Source organism: Streptomyces sp. NBC_00859, from assembly GCF_045161865.1.
Classification (GTDB): Bacteria; Actinomycetota; Actinomycetes; order Streptomycetales; family Streptomycetaceae; genus Streptomyces.
In genome coordinates, this window is sequence record NZ_CP108826.1 from 2,755,889 (window position 1) to 2,772,603 (window position 16,715).

14 protein-coding genes are annotated in these 16,715 nt (G+C 69.3%); 8 read left to right on the top strand and 6 right to left on the bottom strand.

Going from position 1 to position 16,715, the window contains the following annotated elements; genetic code table 11:
- Positions 1-38 precede the first annotated feature (38 nt).
- The 3 genes from xseA to OG584_RS11615 all read left to right on the top strand — a co-directional run bounded on the left by xseA (position 39) and on the right by OG584_RS11615 (position 2,270).
- Complete coding sequence (xseA, locus tag OG584_RS11605) at positions 39-1,259, top strand: exodeoxyribonuclease VII large subunit (protein ID WP_405777658.1); 1,221 nt, start codon at positions 39-41, stop codon at positions 1,257-1,259.
- 60 nt (positions 1,260-1,319) lie between these two features.
- The gene (locus tag OG584_RS11610) at positions 1,320-1,547 is read left to right on the top strand and encodes an exodeoxyribonuclease VII small subunit (RefSeq protein ID WP_405784006.1); all 228 of its coding nucleotides are present in this window, start codon (positions 1,320-1,322) and stop codon (positions 1,545-1,547) included.
- Positions 1,548-1,679: 132 nt separating this feature from the next.
- Positions 1,680-2,270, top strand: a complete 591-nt coding sequence (locus tag OG584_RS11615; protein WP_405777660.1) for a malonic semialdehyde reductase — start codon at positions 1,680-1,682, stop codon at positions 2,268-2,270.
- A 230-nt stretch (positions 2,271-2,500) separates the two neighbouring features.
- Here OG584_RS11615 and OG584_RS11620 read toward each other — a convergent pair whose 3' ends face one another.
- A complete protein-coding gene (locus OG584_RS11620; protein ID WP_405777662.1) occupies positions 2,501-3,079 on the bottom strand; it encodes a DUF4245 domain-containing protein in 579 nt (192 codons plus the stop codon).
- A 126-nt stretch (positions 3,080-3,205) separates the two neighbouring features.
- Here OG584_RS11620 and glpX point away from each other — a divergent pair, with 126 nt between their 5' ends.
- Positions 3,206-4,237, top strand: coding sequence for a class II fructose-bisphosphatase (gene glpX, locus OG584_RS11625; RefSeq protein ID WP_328319401.1), 1,032 nt, complete (start codon positions 3,206-3,208; stop codon positions 4,235-4,237).
- A 230-nt stretch (positions 4,238-4,467) separates the two neighbouring features.
- Here glpX and OG584_RS11630 read toward each other — a convergent pair whose 3' ends face one another.
- Together OG584_RS11630 and OG584_RS11635 are read right to left on the bottom strand one after the other, a co-directional pair.
- Complete coding sequence (locus tag OG584_RS11630) at positions 4,468-4,836, bottom strand: WhiB family transcriptional regulator (RefSeq protein WP_405777663.1); 369 nt, start codon at positions 4,834-4,836, stop codon at positions 4,468-4,470.
- Between the two features lie 250 nt (positions 4,837-5,086).
- Positions 5,087-5,758 carry a DUF1707 domain-containing protein gene (locus tag OG584_RS11635; protein WP_405777665.1) on the bottom strand — a complete coding sequence of 224 codons (672 nt, stop codon included), beginning with the start codon at positions 5,756-5,758 and terminating at the stop codon, positions 5,087-5,089.
- A gap of 224 nt (positions 5,759-5,982) precedes the next feature.
- Between OG584_RS11635 and OG584_RS11640 the strand changes: the two genes are divergently transcribed.
- The 4 genes from OG584_RS11640 to OG584_RS11655 all read left to right on the top strand — a co-directional run bounded on the left by OG584_RS11640 (position 5,983) and on the right by OG584_RS11655 (position 12,077).
- A complete protein-coding gene (locus OG584_RS11640; RefSeq protein WP_405777667.1) occupies positions 5,983-7,647 on the top strand; it encodes a fumarate hydratase in 1,665 nt (554 codons plus the stop codon).
- A gap of 186 nt (positions 7,648-7,833) precedes the next feature.
- Positions 7,834-9,222 (top strand): class II fumarate hydratase, encoded by a 1,389-nt coding sequence (locus tag OG584_RS11645; protein WP_405777669.1) that lies wholly within the window; start codon positions 7,834-7,836, stop codon positions 9,220-9,222.
- Positions 9,223-9,367: 145 nt separating this feature from the next.
- Complete coding sequence (locus OG584_RS11650; RefSeq protein ID WP_405777671.1) at positions 9,368-10,033, top strand: DUF402 domain-containing protein; 666 nt, start codon at positions 9,368-9,370, stop codon at positions 10,031-10,033.
- A gap of 187 nt (positions 10,034-10,220) precedes the next feature.
- A complete protein-coding gene (locus tag OG584_RS11655; RefSeq protein ID WP_405777673.1) occupies positions 10,221-12,077 on the top strand; it encodes a SpoIIE family protein phosphatase in 1,857 nt (618 codons plus the stop codon).
- Between the two features lie 141 nt (positions 12,078-12,218).
- Here the strand turns inward: OG584_RS11655 and OG584_RS11660 are convergent, their stop codons facing one another.
- The 3 genes from OG584_RS11660 to OG584_RS11670 all read right to left on the bottom strand — a co-directional run bounded on the left by OG584_RS11660 (position 12,219) and on the right by OG584_RS11670 (position 16,575).
- Entirely contained in the window at positions 12,219-13,250 is a 1,032-nt protein-coding gene (locus OG584_RS11660) for a hypothetical protein (RefSeq protein WP_405777675.1), read from the bottom strand.
- Positions 13,247-13,900: a hypothetical protein gene (locus tag OG584_RS11665; protein WP_405777677.1), complete on the bottom strand. Its 654-nt coding sequence runs from the start codon at positions 13,898-13,900 to the stop codon at positions 13,247-13,249. Before OG584_RS11665 ends, OG584_RS11660 begins: the two co-directional genes overlap by 4 nt.
- Before the next feature lie 287 nt (positions 13,901-14,187).
- The gene (locus OG584_RS11670; protein WP_405777679.1) at positions 14,188-16,575 is read right to left on the bottom strand and encodes a transglycosylase domain-containing protein; all 2,388 of its coding nucleotides are present in this window, start codon (positions 16,573-16,575) and stop codon (positions 14,188-14,190) included.
- Between the last annotated feature and the right edge of the window lie 140 nt (positions 16,576-16,715).

Here is a 16,715-nt window from a genome sequence, read left to right on the forward strand (position 1 = left end):
ACGGACGTCCTGTCGGTGGCAGCGCTTAACCTGCGTACATGGCTCTGAATACGAGTGCGGACGCGCCGCTGCCCGTCGGTGAGGTGTCACGCCTCATCGGGGGGTGGATCGACCGGCTCGGCGCGGTCTGGGTCGAGGGGCAGATCACTCAGCTCTCGCGCCGGCCGGGCGCGGGGGTGGTGTTCCTCACGCTGCGCGATCCCTCGTACGACATCTCGGTGTCCGTGACGTGCTTCCGGCAGGTCTTCGACGCGGTCGCCGATGTGGTGTCGGAGGGCGCGCGCGTCGTGGTCCACGCGAAGCCGGAGTGGTACGCGCCGCGCGGCCAGCTGTCGCTGCGGGCCGTGGAGATCAAACCGGTGGGCATCGGTGAACTACTGGCCCGCCTTGAGCAGTTGAAGCGCAAGCTCGCCGGTGAGGGGCTGTTCGCGCTGGACCGGAAGAAGCCCGTACCGTTCCTGCCGCAGCTGATCGGCCTGGTGACCGGCCGCGCGAGCGCGGCAGAGCGGGACGTACTGGAGAACGCGCGGCGGCGCTGGCCCGCCGTCCGGTTCGAAGTGCGGAATGTGGCGGTGCAGGGGGTGCGCGCGGTGCCGCAGGTGGTCGACGCCGTGCAGGAGCTGGACGGGCTGCCGGACGTCGACGTGATCATCGTGGCGCGGGGCGGGGGCAGCGTGGAGGATCTGCTCCCCTTCTCGGACGAGCAGCTGATCCGGGCCGTGGCCGCGTGCGGCACACCGGTGGTGTCGGCGATCGGCCACGAGCCGGATTCGCCCCTGCTGGACCTGGTGGCCGATGTACGCGCCTCCACACCGACGGACGCCGCGAAGAAGGCCGTGCCGGACGTCGGGGAGGAGCTGGAGCGCGTACGGCTGCTGCGGGACCGGTCGCTGCGGACCCTGCAGGGGCTGCTCGACCGGGAGCAGCGCGGGCTGGCCGCGGCGCTCGCCAGGCCGTCGATGGAGCGCCCGCAGCGGATGGTCGAGGAGCGCGAGGAGGTCGTCGAGGCCCTCCTGGAGCGCAGCCGCCGGACGCTGCGGCATCTGCTGGACCGGGCGGACTCGGAGCTCTCCCACACACGTGCCCGCGTCGTAGCGCTCTCCCCGGCGGCGACGCTGGAGCGGGGGTACGCGGTACTGCAGCGGGAGGACGGAGCGGTGGTGCGCGCGCCCGGCGAGGTCGCGGACGGCGAGACGTTGCGGGCCAGGGTCGCCGGAGGCGAGCTCGGCGTGACGGTGGCGCCGCGCCCCGGGGAGTGAGCGGACGGCGTGGACAGGACCAGGGCCGACGAGGCCGGGGACGAGAGCAGGGTGGATGAGATGGCACAGGCGAAGACGGACGGAACGGCTCTCGGGTACGAGCAGGCGCGCGACGAGCTGATCGATGTCGTGCGGCGGCTTGAGACCGGCGGGACAACCCTGGAGGAGTCCCTGGCCCTGTGGGAGCGGGGGGAGGAGCTGGCCAAGGTGTGCCGCGGCTGGCTGGAGGGGGCGCGGGCCCGGCTGGACGCGGCGCTGGCGGAGGGCACCGAACCGGGCGAGGGCTGAGGGAACCGGCGGAGCCCGGCCCGCACGATGTGAGGCCGGTCACGCCGGGATGGATTTAGTTGAAACTTAACACATCCTGGTCGTACAGTGGAGATATTCCTTGATCCACTGCATGTCCGGAAGGTACGCAACATGTCGCTCGTTCTCGACCCCGCCGCCCAGGACCTCCTCTTCCGTGAGGCCCGCACCGCGAACACCTTCACCGACGAGCCGGTGACCGAGGAGCAGGTGCAGGCGATCTACGACCTGGTCAAGTTCGGGCCGACCGCCTTCAACCAGTCGCCGCTGCGCATCACCCTGGTCCGCTCCCCCGAGGCCCGTGAGCGCCTCGTGCAGCACATGGCCGAGGGCAACCGGCCGAAGACCGCGGCCGCCCCGCTGGTCGCGATCCTCTCCGCGGACAACGAGTTCCACGAGGAGCTCCCGCAGCTGTTCCCGCACTTCCCGCAGGCGAAGGACGCGTTCTTCTCCGAGCGCCCGGCGCGCGAGCAGGCTGCTCAGCTCAACGGCGCCCTTCAGGCCGGTTACTTCATCGTCGGCGTGCGCGCCGCCGGTCTGGCCGCCGGCCCCATGACGGGCTTCGACTTCGCCGGCGTCCAGAAGGAGTTCCTGGACGGCGACCACACCCCGATCATGATCATCAACATCGGCAAGCCCGGCGAGGACGCCTGGTTCCCGCGCTCCCCGCGCCTCTCGCTCGACGAGGTCATCACCACCGTCTGAGCATCACGCACACGGCACGTGACGGGGCCGCCGCATCCCGACCCGGGGTGCGGCGGCCCCGTCATGCCGTCCGCACGCGTGACGGTCCCGCACCACGCCGCACGTCAGCTCCGCGCGCGCCAGGCACCGCGCTCGCGCGGCCGGGACCGGGGCGGGACAGACCGTCCAGGCCCGGACATCAGGCCCGGACATCAGGCCCTGGGGTCAGGACCGAGCGGCAGACCCGCGGGTCAGGACCTGCCGGCACTCGCCGTATCGCCGGAGCCCGCGGCCTTCCCGGAACTCTCCGGCTTCCCGGCCTTCAGGGCCGCCGCCATCCGAGCCAGCTGCCCGTACGGCGCCGTTCCCGTCACCGCGGTCGTGGAGCCGTGGTCACGCCGCACGAGCGCGTTGTACTTGGAGCCCTTCCAGCGCTGCCAGCTCGCACCGCCCGCCCGCTGGGTCTCCCGCGTCTTCGAGGCGTCCTTGCTGACGGTCGTGACGAACCTGTCCGAGGGCCCGGTGCCCTGCTCCACCGCGACGTACTGCCCCTCCGGGTCCAGGAATCCCAGGTGCCACGCGTTGCCGCTGTCCTGGGCGTACGAGACCGATGTCGCCTTCCAGCCCTTCGGGAGCCCGACCGGGGCCTGGACCGGATACGGCGCCGCACGCTGCGCCGAGAGCTGCTCGACGCGGTAGTCGACCGCCTTCACCGGCTCCGAGGTGCCACCGTGCGGAACGAACACGTAGATGACCGCGACGGCGGCCAGGATGACCACCATCGACTGGATCATTCCGCGCACTGTCTGCTTGCTTCGCGTACCTGCCACGGACCCATGGTCTCAGGTGGCCGCGCTGCTCATGCGTGGGGCCCGGTGCTCATTTTATCGACCGGACGATAGAATCGAACGAACCCTCTACATACGGCCGTCGTCGTATCAGAAAGGTGCGTGCCGATGACCGAGCATCATCTCCCTTCTCAGCTGGAGGTCTCTCCGGAGGCCCCCGACCGCAACCTCGCCCTGGAACTCGTCCGGGTCACCGAGGCCGCCGCCATGGCGGCCGGCCGGTGGGTGGGGCGCGGCGACAAGATCGGCGCGGACGGCGCAGCGGTCAACGCGATGCGCACACTCGTCTCCACCGTCTCCATGAACGGCGTCGTCGTCATCGGCGAGGGCGAGAAGGACGAAGCCCCGATGCTCTTCAACGGGGAGCACATCGGCGACGGCACGGGCGCCGAGGTCGACATCGCCGTCGACCCGATCGACGGCACCACGCTCAACGCCAAGGGCATGCCGAACGCCATCGCCGTACTGGCGGCAGCCGACCGCGGTTCGATGTTCGACCCGTCCGCGGTCTTCTACATGGACAAGCTGGTGACCGGCCCCGAGGCTGCCGACTTCGTCGACATCAACGCCCCCGTCTCGGTCAACATCCGCCGCGTCGCGAAGGCGAAGCACTCGTCGCCGGAGGACGTGACGGTGGTCATCCTCGACCGCCCGCGCCACGAGGGCATCGTCAAGGAGATCCGGGAGACCGGCGCCCGGATCAAGTTCATCTCGGACGGCGATGTCGCCGGCTCGATCATGGCCGTACGGGAGGGGACCGGCGTCGACCTGCTGATGGGCATCGGCGGTACGCCCGAGGGCATCATCAGCGCCTGCGCGATCAAGTGCCTCGGCGGCACGATCCAGGGCAAGCTCTGGCCGAAGGACGACGCCGAGCGGCAGCGCGCCATCGACGCGGGCCACGACCTGGACCGGGTGCTCTCCACGACCGACCTGGTCAGCGGCGACAACGTGTTCTTCGTGGCCACCGGCATCACCGACGGCGAACTGCTGCGCGGGGTGCGCTACCGGGCCGAGACCGCGACAACCCAGTCGCTGGTCATGCGCTCCAAGTCGGGGACGATCCGTCAGATCGACTCGACGCACCGGCTGTCGAAGCTGCGCGCGTACAGCACGGTCGACTTCGACCGGGCCAAGTAGGACGTCTGAGGACCTCTGCCGACGGCCTGCCGGAGACGGGCAGGCCGTCGGCGGGGCCCGCCGGAGACGGACGAGGCCGCGCAACGGCCGTACCAGGCCAGTTGAGCCGTGCAGTGCAGGACCTGCCGAAGGCGGACAGGGCCTGTCGAAGGCGTGACGAGCAGGAAGGGGCGCCCCCCGTGTGCGGCTGGGGGCGCCCCTTCCGTGCGTGAGCGATGTGCCTCTGCCGGTCAGCCCGCCTGCGCCATCGGGTCCTGGACCGTGGTCCTGAGCTCCACTTCCCGGCGCCTGCGCCGGGCGAGGACGACACGGCGCTCGGCGGCGGTCAGTCCGCCCCAGACGCCGTAAGGCTCGGGTTGCACCAGCGCGTGCTCGCGGCACTCCACGAGGACCGGACAGCGGGCGCAGACCCGCTTCGCCGCCTCCTCACGGGCCAGCCTGGCGGCTGTCGGCTCCTTGGACGGCGCGAAGAAGAGCCCCGCCTCGTCCCGGCGGCACACCGCCTCCGAATGCCAGGGCCCTGCCTGATCCTCCCGTGCGGGAACACGCTGCGGTGGCACGGCAGCGACCTGCAAGGACTGATGCGGCGGATGCAGCACGGTCTACTCCTGACGACGGCTTCGCGAGCGAGAGACGATGCTGCAGTCCCTACCCGCTGTGCGCACGCCTATGCACTGAGTTCCGGACAGCGCGGACCGGCCTGCCGCGCCTGCCGTCCGGGCGCCCACCGCGTGCCGTCCCGGGCGCCCACCGAGGCGAGCGGCCGGAGTACGCGGCCGACGCAGCCGTCGCGTCAGCCGGTCGAGGCATCCACCCGGAACGCCGGCCCCAGGCGCCGCCCGGAGCCGCCTACCCGAGGTGCTTGCGCAGTTTCTTGTCGACCAGTCCCCGCAGGTCCGCCACCAGCTTGCCCCGCTTGGGCTTGGCCTCGATGTTCCCGAAGACCGAGTAGCCGTTCACCACCACGACCGGCGCTTCCGGGCTCTCCGATTCGAGGGTCTCGACCTCGAAGTTGCCGAAGATCCCGGTGCCGCTGCCGCGCAGCGTGATGTTCTCCGGGACGCGGACCTCGACGTTGCCGAAGATCGCGGTGGCGTTGATGACGGTCAGCCGCTGCTCGAAAAGGGCCTCGGTGAGGTCGATCTCGATGTTGCCGAAGAGCGAGAAGGCGTTGGTCCTGCGGCCGATGCGCCAGCGGCCCTTCCGGGTCGAGCTGGAGAAGACCGCGACGAGGTTCTCGGCGGTGACCGGCGTGTCCGGGTCGTCCGCGACCGCGTACGCCGCGGAACCGGTGCCGGCGCGGGCGGCCGTGCCCGTGGCGGGCAGGTCCTGCACCAGCGGCTCCAGCTCGGCCAGGGTCTTCGCGCGGTAGACCGACTCGATCCGCTCGGAGTGCTCTTCGGCGTCCAGGCGCCCCTCGGCCAGGGCGTCCCGCAGGATGTCCGCGATCCGGTCACGGTCGGCGTCGGACGCGCGGATGTCGACGGGGCGCGGTTGCTGGGGGTGCTTTTCGAGGTCCACCGCCCCAGCGTACCCAAACGCGATAGATCGCGACTAGTGCGAGGGACGCCCAACTCCCCGTCTCTGCCGCCCCAGCGCCGCCGCCGGACCCCGCAGCAGGGCCGGGACCCGGGAAGTCCCACTGAGTCCTACCTCACCGCCGCGGGATCCCCCAGGGGTTCTACGCTGGTGAACGCTGTGCCGATGGAGGCCAGCCCGCGTCTGTCGAGTGAGGAATGGCCGTCATGCCAGAGTTTGCGTACTCCGATCTGCTTCCCGTGGGAGCGGACACGACGCCGTACCGGCTGGTGACCGCCGATGGCGTCTCCACCTTCGAAGCCGACGGGCGTACCTTCCTCAAGGTCGAGCCCGAGGCGCTGCGCACCCTCGCCGCGACGGCCATGCACGACATCGCGCACTATCTGCGCCCGGCCCACCTCACCCAGCTGCGCAAGATCGTCGACGACCCCGAGGCCTCGTCCAACGACAAGTTCGTGGCACTGGACCTGCTCAAGAACGCCAACATCGCGGCGGCGGGCGTCCTCCCCATGTGCCAGGACACCGGTACCGCGATCGTCATGGGCAAGCGCGGCCAGAACGTGCTGACCGGGGGCGGCGACGAGGAGGCACTCTCCCACGGCATCTACGACGCGTACACGAAGCTCAACCTCCGGTACTCGCAGATGGCCCCGCTCACCATGTGGGAGGAGAAGAACACCGGCTCGAACCTGCCCGCGCAGATCGAGCTGTACGCCACCGACGGCGGCGCGTACAAGTTCCTCTTCATGGCCAAGGGCGGCGGCTCCGCCAACAAGTCGTTCCTCTACCAGGAGACCAAGGCCGTCCTCAACGAGGCGTCCATGATGAAGTTCCTGGAGGAGAAGATCCGCTCCCTGGGTACGGCCGCGTGCCCGCCGTACCACCTGGCGATCACCGTGGGCGGCACATCGGCCGAGTTCGCGCTCAAGACCGCCAAGTACGCCTCCGCGCACTACCTGGACGAGCTGCCCACCGAGGGCTCCCCGACCGGGCACGGCTTCCGCGACACGGAGCTGGAGCAGAAGGTCTTCGAGCTGACGCAGAAGATCGGCATCGGCGCGCAGTTCGGCGGCAAGTACTTCTGCCACGACGTCCGCGTCGTCCGGCTGCCGCGGCACGGCGCTTCGCTGCCCGTCGCCATCGCCGTCTCCTGCTCGGCCGACCGCCAGGCGGTCGCGAAGATCACCGCCGAGGGCGTCTTCCTGGAGCAGCTGGAGACCGACCCGGCGCGCTTCCTGCCGGACACCACGGACGAGCACCTGGAGGACGGCGACGTCGTCGAGGTCGACCTGAACCGGCCGATGGACGACATCCTCGCCGACCTGACCAGGTTCCCGGTGAAGACCCGGCTCTCGCTGACCGGGCCGCTGGTGGTGGCGCGCGACATCGCGCACGCCAAGATCAAGGAGCGGCTGGACGCCGGCGAGGAGATGCCGCAGTACCTGAAGGACCACCCGGTCTACTACGCGGGCCCCGCCAAGACCCCCGAGGGCTACGCGTCCGGCTCCTTCGGCCCGACGACGGCCGGCCGGATGGACTCCTACGTGGAGCAGTTCCAGGCGGCGGGCGGCTCGAAGGTGATGCTCGCCAAGGGCAACCGCTCGCAGCAGGTCACCGACGCGTGCGGCAGCCACGGCGGTTTCTACCTCGGCTCGATCGGCGGCCCGGCGGCCCGGCTGGCGCAGGACTGCATCAAGAAGGTCGAGGTCCTGGAGTACGAGGAGCTCGGCATGGAGGCCGTGTGGAAGATCGAGGTCGAGGACTTCCCGGCGTTCATCGTCGTCGACGACAAGGGCAACGACTTCTTCCGGGCGCCCGCCGAGTCCCCGACCGTGCTCAGCATCCCGGTCCGCGCCCCCGGTCAGGCGTAAGGGGCCCTTGCACGATGAGCGCCCGATGAGGTCGCGTGGCCACGCGACCCGGTCGGGCATAGTGCAAGGCCCCTGAAGCCCCTCACCCCTGGCGTCGTCCGGCCCGACGACGCCAGGGGTGATCTTCTGTCCGGGGCAGGGAACACCCTCCTGTCAGACGTTGCTGTCCGATGTGGAGGTACGACGATGACTGAGCAGTACCGGATCGAGCACGACTCCATGGGCGAGGTACAAGTCCCCGCCGAGGCCAAGTGGCGCGCCCAGACGCAGCGGGCGGTGGAGAACTTCCCCATCTCGGGCCAGACCCTGGAGCGGGCCCACATCGAGGCCCTGGCCAGGATCAAGGCCGCGGCCGCCAAGGTCAACGCCGGGCTCGGGGTCATCGAAGATGATCTCGCGAAGGCGGTGCAGGAGGCGGCCGGCGAGGTGGCGGACGGGCGCTGGGACGGCGAGTTCCCGGTGGATGTCTTCCAGACCGGGTCCGGTACGTCGTCCAACATGAACATGAACGAGGTCCTGGCCACCCTCGCCACCGAGCGCCTGGGGCGCCCGGTCCACCCCAACGACCATGTGAACGCCTCACAGTCGTCCAACGACGTGTTCCCCTCGTCGATCCACATCGCGGCGACGGCGGCCGTCACCCGTGACCTGATCCCGGCCCTCGGCCACCTGGCCGAGGCGCTGGAGCGCAAGTCCGACGAGTTCTCGGACGTGGTCAAGTCCGGGCGTACGCACCTGATGGACGCCACACCGGTGACGCTGGGCCAGGAGTTCGGCGGGTACGCGGCGCAGATCAGGTACGGCGTCGAGCGGCTCAACGCCTCGCTGCCGCGCCTCGCCGAACTGCCGCTGGGCGGTACGGCCGTGGGCACCGGCATCAACACCCCGCCCGGCTTCTCGGCCGCCGTCATCGCGGAGGTGGCCGAGGCGACGGGGCTGCCGCTGACCGAGGCCCGCAACCACTTCGAGGCGCAGAGCGCGCGGGACGGGATCGTCGAGACGTCGGGCCAGCTGCGGACGATCGGCGCCGGGCTCACGAAGATCTCCAACGATCTGCGCTGGATGGCGTCGGGCCCGCGCACCGGCCTCGCCGAGATCTCGCTGCCCGACCTCCAGCCCGGCTCGTCCATCATGCCGGGCAAGGTGAATCCGGTGATCCCGGAGGCGGTGCTGATGGTGGCGGCACAGGTCACGGGCAACGACGCGACGGTCGCCGCTGCCGGGGCCGCGGGCAACTTCGAGCTGAACGTGATGCTGCCGGTCATCGCCAAGAACGTCCTGGAGTCGGTGCGGCTGCTGGCCAACGTCTCGCGGCTGCTCGCCGACCGGACGGTCGACGGGATCACCGCGCACGCGGAGCGGGCCCGGGAGTACGCGGAGTCCTCACCGTCCGTCGTCACACCGCTGAACAAGTACATCGGGTACGAGGAGGCCGCGAAGGTCGCCAAGCGGGCGGTGAAGGAACGGAAGACGATCCGGGAGGTCGTCCTGGACGAGGGGTACGTCGAGCGGGGGGATCTGACGGCGGCGGAGCTGGACTCGGCGCTGGACGTGCTGAGCATGACGCATCCATGACCCCGGCGAGCGGGAGGAGCGTGACCCCGGGCAGCGTGAGGAGCGGCAGAGAGCGGGCGGGCGGCGGAGCGGCAGGGGGCGGCACACCGGCACCCGAGTGACCCGGATCGCTGCGCCGCTCCCCCCTTGCTCCTAAGATCTCCGCATGACAGGTGCAGGAGGAACACATCGTTGGGCGCCCGGGGACCACATTCTCTGGCGCTACCGCAGCAACGCGTCCGACGACCTGCACATCTGCCGGCCCGTGACCGTCGTCCAGGACACGGACGAACTGCTCGCGGTCTGGCTCGCACCCGGCACCGAGTGTGTGAAGCCCGAGCTGGCCGACGGCACCCCCGTGCACATGGAACCGCTCGCCACCCGGTACACCAAGCCGCGCACCGTCGTGCGTGACCGCTGGTGGGGCATGGGGGTACTGAAGCTGGCACGCCCCCGCGAGCCCTGGTCCGTGTGGCTGTGGTGGGACCGGGAATGGCGCTTCAAGAGCTGGTACGTGAATCTGGAGGAACCGCACCTCCGATGGGCGGGCGGCACCGACTCCGAGGACCACTTCCTGGACATCTCGGTACTGCCGGACCGCAGTTGGCTGTGGCTGGACGAGGACGAGTTCGCCCAGGCCCGCCAGGTGGGCCTGGTGGACGCCGGGCAGGCCCGGCGGGTGCGGGAGGCGGGCCGGGCGGCGGTCGAGCGGATCGAGAACTGGGGGTCGCCGTTCGCCGACGGCTGGGAGGCGTGGCGGCCCGATCCGGAGTGGACCGTACCGGTCCTGCCGGACGACTGGGACCGCACGCCCGCGTACGTGCCGTCGTGAGACCCTTGATGCGCCCCCGGGGATCAAACGTAGGATCGTCCTCCGCAAGGCTGCGCCCTACAACGATCCCATGCAGCAGATGAACTGACCGAATGTCACTACAGGGGGGTGCGGCCATGACAGCGGGTATACGACCCCTCGAAGCGGTTGCATCGCACACCTGCCTCGGACGGACGGAATCCCTCGCGTGACGGAGCACACCACCTCCCACGAAGGCCGGCAGCCCACGGCTGCCCGGCCGCACGAACCCACTCGCCCCCGGCAGCAGGATGCCGATGTGGCGGCTGCGGGGGCCATCCCCGCTCCCCCGCCGGCACCACCGGTCTCCCCCGGACGCAGCGAGGGCGACAGACTCCGGTTCGTGGGGGCTGCCACCCGGCGTATCGCCCGGGGCATAGACCTCGACGAGATCGTTCTCGGCCTGTGCAGAGCGACCGTGCCGACCTTCTCGGACGCGATACTCGTCTTCCTCCGCGATCCGCTGCCGGTCGGCGACGAGCGGCCGGTGGTGCCGTTCGTGCTGAGGCTGCGCCGGACCGACCGGCTGCGTTTAGTCGACGAGGAAGACTCCGACGAGCAGCCTGAACCGCTCGCGGCCCAGCTGTGCGAGATGGACTCCGGGGGCGCGCTGGCCGAAGTGCTCCGGGGCGTGCGTCCGGTCTTCGGCGACTCCGCCGCGGCCCGCGCCGCGCTGCCGGAGCTGCTCGGCCCGGACCGGACCGTACCGACCGGGCACCGCACGATCCTCGCCCCGCTGCGGGGCAGACGCCGGGTGATCGGCGCCGCGGTGTTCGTCCGCCGCCCCGACCGTCCCGCCTTCGAGCCCAACGACCTGCTGGTCGCCGCCCAGCTCGCCACACACACCGCGCTCGGCATCGACAAGGCTGTGCTGTACGGGCGCGAGGCGTACATCGCCGACGAGCTCCAGCGCACCATGCTGCCGGACTCGCTGCCGCAGCCGACCGGCGTCAAGCTGGCCTCCCGCTATCTGCCCGCGGCCGAGACCGCGCGGGTCGGCGGGGACTGGTACGACGCGATTCCGCTGCCCGGCAGCCGGGTGGCGCTGGTCGTGGGCGACGTGATGGGGCACTCCATGACGTCGGCCGCGATCATGGGCCAGCTCAGGACGACCGCCCAGACGCTGGCACAGCTGGATCTGCCGCCCGCCGAGGTGCTGCACCACCTGGACGAGCAGGCGCAGCGCCTGGGCTCGGACCGGATGGCCACCTGCCTGTACGCCGTGTACGACCCCGTGCGGCACCGGATCACCATCGCCAACGCGGGCCACCCGCCGCCCGTGCTGCTGCACCTGGGCGGCCGGGCGGAGGTACTGCGGGTGCCGCCCGGCGCGCCGATCGGCGTGGGCGGCGTGGACTTCGAGGCGGTCGAGCTGGACGCGCCCGCGGGCGCCACCCTGCTGCTCTACACGGACGGCCTCGTCGAGTCCCGGCTGCGGGACGTCTGGACCGGAATCGAGCAGCTGCGGGAGCGGCTGGCCGCCACCGCCCAGCTGACGGGCCCCGACCACTCGCCGCCGCTCGAGGCGCTCTGCGACGACGTCCTGGACATGCTCGGCCCGGGTGACCGCGACGACGACATCGCGCTGCTCGCCGCCCGCTTCGACGGGATCGCGCCCAGCGACGTCGCGTACTGGTTTCTCGACCCCGAGGAACAGGCACCGGGGCGCGCACGTCGCCTGGTGCGCAGGGCGCTGGAACGCTGGGGTCTGGAGGAGATGTCGGACTCGGTGGAGCTGCTGGTCAGCGAGGTCGTGACCAACGCCGTGCGGTACGCCGAGCGGCCCGTGACGCTGCGGCTGCTGCGTACCGACGTCCTGCGCTGCGAGGTCGGCGACGACTCACCGCAACTGCCGCGCCAGCGCCGGGCCAGGGACACCGACGAGGGCGGCCGTGGTCTCTTCCTGGTGAACCGGCTGGCCCGCCGGTGGGGGGCTACCCGGCTCTCCACGGGCAAGGTGGTCTGGTTCGAGATCGCGGTGCCGGGCACACCGCCGGCGCAGGCCCCGGCAGGTTCCGCCAGGTGATCCCGGTCAGGTGACGGAGAACGCGAAGACCTCCGTGCGGTGAGTTCCCGTGAACTCCCACCGCACGGAGGTCTTTTGTTTCTGCCTTCGCTCCGGCCTTTGCTCCGTGTGCTTCGGGCGTTCGCTCCGGTTCGCTTTACCTCAGCGAACGACGCTCTGGATTTCCTTCACGGTCACGTCCTGCGGAGTTCCGTAGGTACCGTCCGACAGCTTGGTGGGGTCGGGGTGGTTCGTGCCGATCCAACTGATCTTCCAGGTAATGGTGGCCTTGAACCGGTAGGGACCCGAGCCGTCCGTCGAACGCAGATACTCCACCCCGCAGGGGGGATCGCCCTTGGCGCCCGGGGGCCGTTCCGTGCCGATCCTGCCATCGTGGATCGGGCAGTCGCCACCGGCCGGGTAGGTCTGGGCATCCGCGGTACCGGCATCGATGTGCATGCTCACGGGCGTGGCCGTTGTGGTCGCCTGGATGTTCAGTGCGTCGACACGGGCCGTGACGGAGACGGGGTGGAAGTCCGCGTTGTTCAGCCACACCCAGGTCGGCAGATTCACGACCTGGTCGCCGTCAGCCGGGGCCATACTGGCCTTGCCCTGTGGGATCTCAATCTCGGTATAGGCCAGCTGCGCGAGCACTTCCGGAGTGACGGCGTTGGGAACATCAGCGGGCGGCTGAGCGCCCTTGTCCACCCAGAAGGGCAGTTTGGTGCAGGCGTCGACGCCTGCGTCATCGAGACGATCGGGGTTCTGGTAAGAGCCCCACCAATAACCCTTGCCCTGGTTCTTGACATTGAAATTCTTGTACTTACCGTCGATGTACGCCTTGCGGTAAGTCTCCGCGTTCCCCTGGTCGTGGTTCGGGCTGAAGTCGAGACCCAGCCGGTCCTGTGCCGCCTGCTCAGGCGTCCACTTCGGCGCGTACCAGCACGCGGGAGGCGTCCAGTTACTCATCGGGGTCACTTGCCCCCCACCCTGAGTCCGAGGGTTTTTGCTGTAGTCGAATTGGACACCACCGGCGGTCGCGGACGCTTTACCGGCACCGGTATTGCCCTTCTCCTGCACGCTGCCCCTTTCCTTATGTCCGCCCTTGACGGCCCATGCGGGACTGGGACTCCATACGGCCACAGCAGCGGCGACGGCGACTGCGCTGGACAGCGTCTTCAAATACAGCTTCACGGCTGGCACTGTTCAGCCCCGCTCTTGGACGCAAACCCGATGGTCTGCCATACACCTGCATGGGACTTGACGAGGCGGCTGTTGTACAGCACGTAACCCACTGACGGGTCCGACGGCAGCGACCTGTCAACCTTGCCGGTCTTTCCGGACTTCGTGAATGCCTTGCTCTCGTCGCCGCAGTAGGTCACTGCAGCCGATCCATCCTTGAGGAACGTGACCTTGCGGTCGTAGTAGCGGGTCGTACCAACCCAGGTGTCTCGGTCCTTCACCCAGTCTTTGACATAGTCCGTCGCGGATCGGAGAGCCGGGCCAGTGTTGTACAGGCCGATCGCCGACGTGAACTCTTTTCCTCGGAAGATCGCATCGTCAAGGGAGTTCACCATTCGTGCGTTGTCCGCCAGCACCGAATCCTTCTTCGGATCGCCCGTGTGCTCCCCCTCGAAGACGTTCTTCGCAGAGCTGGGCAGCGTGATCTCCGGCCGCTTCACCCCGGAAGACGACGCCGAAGGGCTCGGTGTCGCGGAGTGCGAAGCCCCGTCCGCGCCCTTGATCTTGTTCGAGCTGTCGCCTCCGCCGCCCCCGCCACAACCCGCCAGCAGGAAAATTCCCGCAGTCGCAATCGCACCGGTACGTACCATGCCTCGCGTCACGCCCGCCCCCGTTCCTCGTCGCTCTGCTGCCACATCACTCTGCGGCGATGCCACCGTCACCAACAGCTGCCACACTAGGGGCGAGTTGGGTGCGACTGGCCACTGGGTTAGCCAATCGCAACCGGCATGTGCACTCGTGAGAACCGGATCGTGGCCATTACTTCCGCTAATTCCGCTTTGGCGGTCCAGTGCGGGAGTCCGGACAGAGCAGCCGGTGTATGAGGAGGGGCCCCGCGGCATCTGCCGCGGGGCCCCTCCTCATACACCGGCTGCTGCCGTCGGCCCGGTCAGTCCTGCAGGCCGTTCAGCGGTCCGTTGGTGGTGGAGCCGTCGCCGGCACCCGTCGTGGTGCCGTTGGTACCGGCGTTCGTGTTGCCGCCGGCCGTCGGGTCGCCCCCCGTACCCGCGGTCGTGCCGGAGTTCGCGCCTCCGTCAGTCGACGGGTTGCCGCCTCCGGTGGTTCCGGGGCCGCCGGTCCCGCCCGTGGTGTCCGTCCCGGCGTCGTTGCCGCCCGCGGCCGTTCCGCTGTGGCCCGGATCGGGGCTCGACGGCGGCGCATCGGGGGACGACGGCGGCGGGGACGCGGGGCTGGACGGCGGCGGGGCCGACGAGGTCGGCGGCGGATTCGAGGTAGGGGGCGCGGTCGGTGCGACCCCAGCGCCCTGGTCGGTGTCCAGGTCGAACTTGCTGGGCTTCATGTCGAGGCCGAAGACGTACCCGGCCCAGATCTGGGCCGGGAAGCCGGCACCGTTGATACGCCCGGTGGGGCTGCCGGCCGCGCCACTCATAGTGACCTGAGTGCCCTTCACGATGGTCTTCCCGTCCGGACCCTTGTGGGTCTTGGACGCCTCACCGAAAAGCCCCACCGAAGTCACCAGGTCCGGGGTGTAGCCGGTGAACCAGGCGGACTTGTTGTTGTCCGAGGTGCCTGTCTTACCCGCAACCTTCTGGCCCTTGTGCCGTACGGCGGTACCCGTACCCTCCTGCACCACGCCCGTCAGCACCGACGTGACAGCGTCCGCCGTCTGCCGGCTGACCACCTGGTCGCCGATGGCCTTCTGCGGGGTGAACGGCTCCCGGTCGGGGTGGGTCGCCGCCTTCACGAGGGTCGGGGTGACCTTCTTGCCGTGGTTGTCGAAGGTCGCGTAGATACCGGCCATCTCCATCGGGCTCGCGCCGTAGGAACCGAGCGTCATGGCGGGCACCGGGTCCGCGCCCTTCAACGAGCTCATACCGAGATCGAGACCGAGCTTTCTGACCTTGTCGAGTCCGACGTCCACGCCCATCTGCGCGAACACCGAGTTGACGGAGTTGTTCATCGCGGTCTGCACGGTGACCGGGCCGTAGCTGGTGTTGTCCTCGTTGGGCGGGGCGAAGTTGGCCTTGCTGCCATCGCTGTTCAGGACCGGCCGCCTGCTGTCACCGTTGTAGATGGTGTTCGCCTGGATCGGCAGGCCCTGCTGGGTCTTGGCGCCGGACTCCAGGGCGGCCGCCAGGATCAGCGGCTTGAAGGTGGAGGCGGGCTGGTAGTCGACGCGCTTGGCATTGCTGTACTCGTGCTTCAGGTAGTCCCAGCCGCCGTACAGCGCCAGCACCTTGCCGGTGTGCGGGTCCACCGAGACCGCACCCGCCTGGAGGTCCGCGTCGACCGGACGCGCCTTGGGCCTCAGCTTGTCGATCAGCTGCTGCTTCATCGTCTTCTCGAGCTGGGCCTGCTTCTTCGGATCGATGTTGAGCGTGACCGTCCAACCGCGGGCCTCGATCGCCGCCTCGGAGATGCCCTGCGCCTTCATCTCCTGCTTGGCGGCCTTCACCAGATAGCCCGTCTGGCCCTTCAGACCCTTGGACGGCTTGGGCTCCTGCGGGATCTGGAACTTCTGCGCGGCCCGGTCCGACTCGCTGAGCCAGTTCATCTCGGTCATGTTGTTGAGCGTGTACGCCCAGCGCGCCTTGACCAGCTTCTTGCCTTCGGCGGTCGCCGACGACCAGTCGTAGTCGCTCGGCGCCTGGAGCAGCGATGCGAGGTAGGCGCCCTGGCTGACGTTCAGTTTCGAGGCGTCGACCCCGTAGTACGCCTGGGCCGCGGCCTGGATGCCCCAGGCCCCGCGGCCGTAGTAACTGCTGTTGATGTACCCCTCGAGGATGTCCGATTTGGAGTACTTCTGATCCACCTTGAGGGAGATCACCAGTTCCTTGAGCTTACGAGTCACCGTCTGGTCAGCGGTGAGGAAATTGTTCTTGACGTACTGCTGGGTGATGGTCGAGCCACCCTGCTTCCGCCCCCTGACAGTGTTGTACAGGCCTCGGGCGGTGCCCTTCAGGTCGACGCCGTGGTCCTTGTAGAACGTCTTGTTCTCCGCGGCGACGAAGGTGCGCTGCACCTTGATCGGGACGTCGGAGAGGTTGACGTTCTCCCGGTTCACGGGGCCCTCGCGCGCCAGCAACTTGCCGTTGCTGAGCTTGAAGATGTTGCTCTGCTGCTGTGTCTGCGCGTTGACCGCCGGCACCTGGATAGTCATCCAGAGCACGATGAACGCGCCCATCGCCAGCAGGCAAAGCCCGAAGAAGGTGCCCAGCATCTTCTTCCAGGTGAAGAGCCGGCGTATCCCGCTCTTCGTGGATTTGCCCCGGCGCGCCCCGCGCTGCCGGGCTCGTCGATCGTCCGCACGGCCCATCGCTCTGTGACTCCGCCTTCTTCTCACCCAGACCAGCTGTCGAAAGCTAACACCGCTTCCTGAGCACCTTTGGACCGGGAGCGCCCCATTGGGCCCTTTTCCTCACGTGACAATCAGCACCTGTGTCATAGGGAACCGAC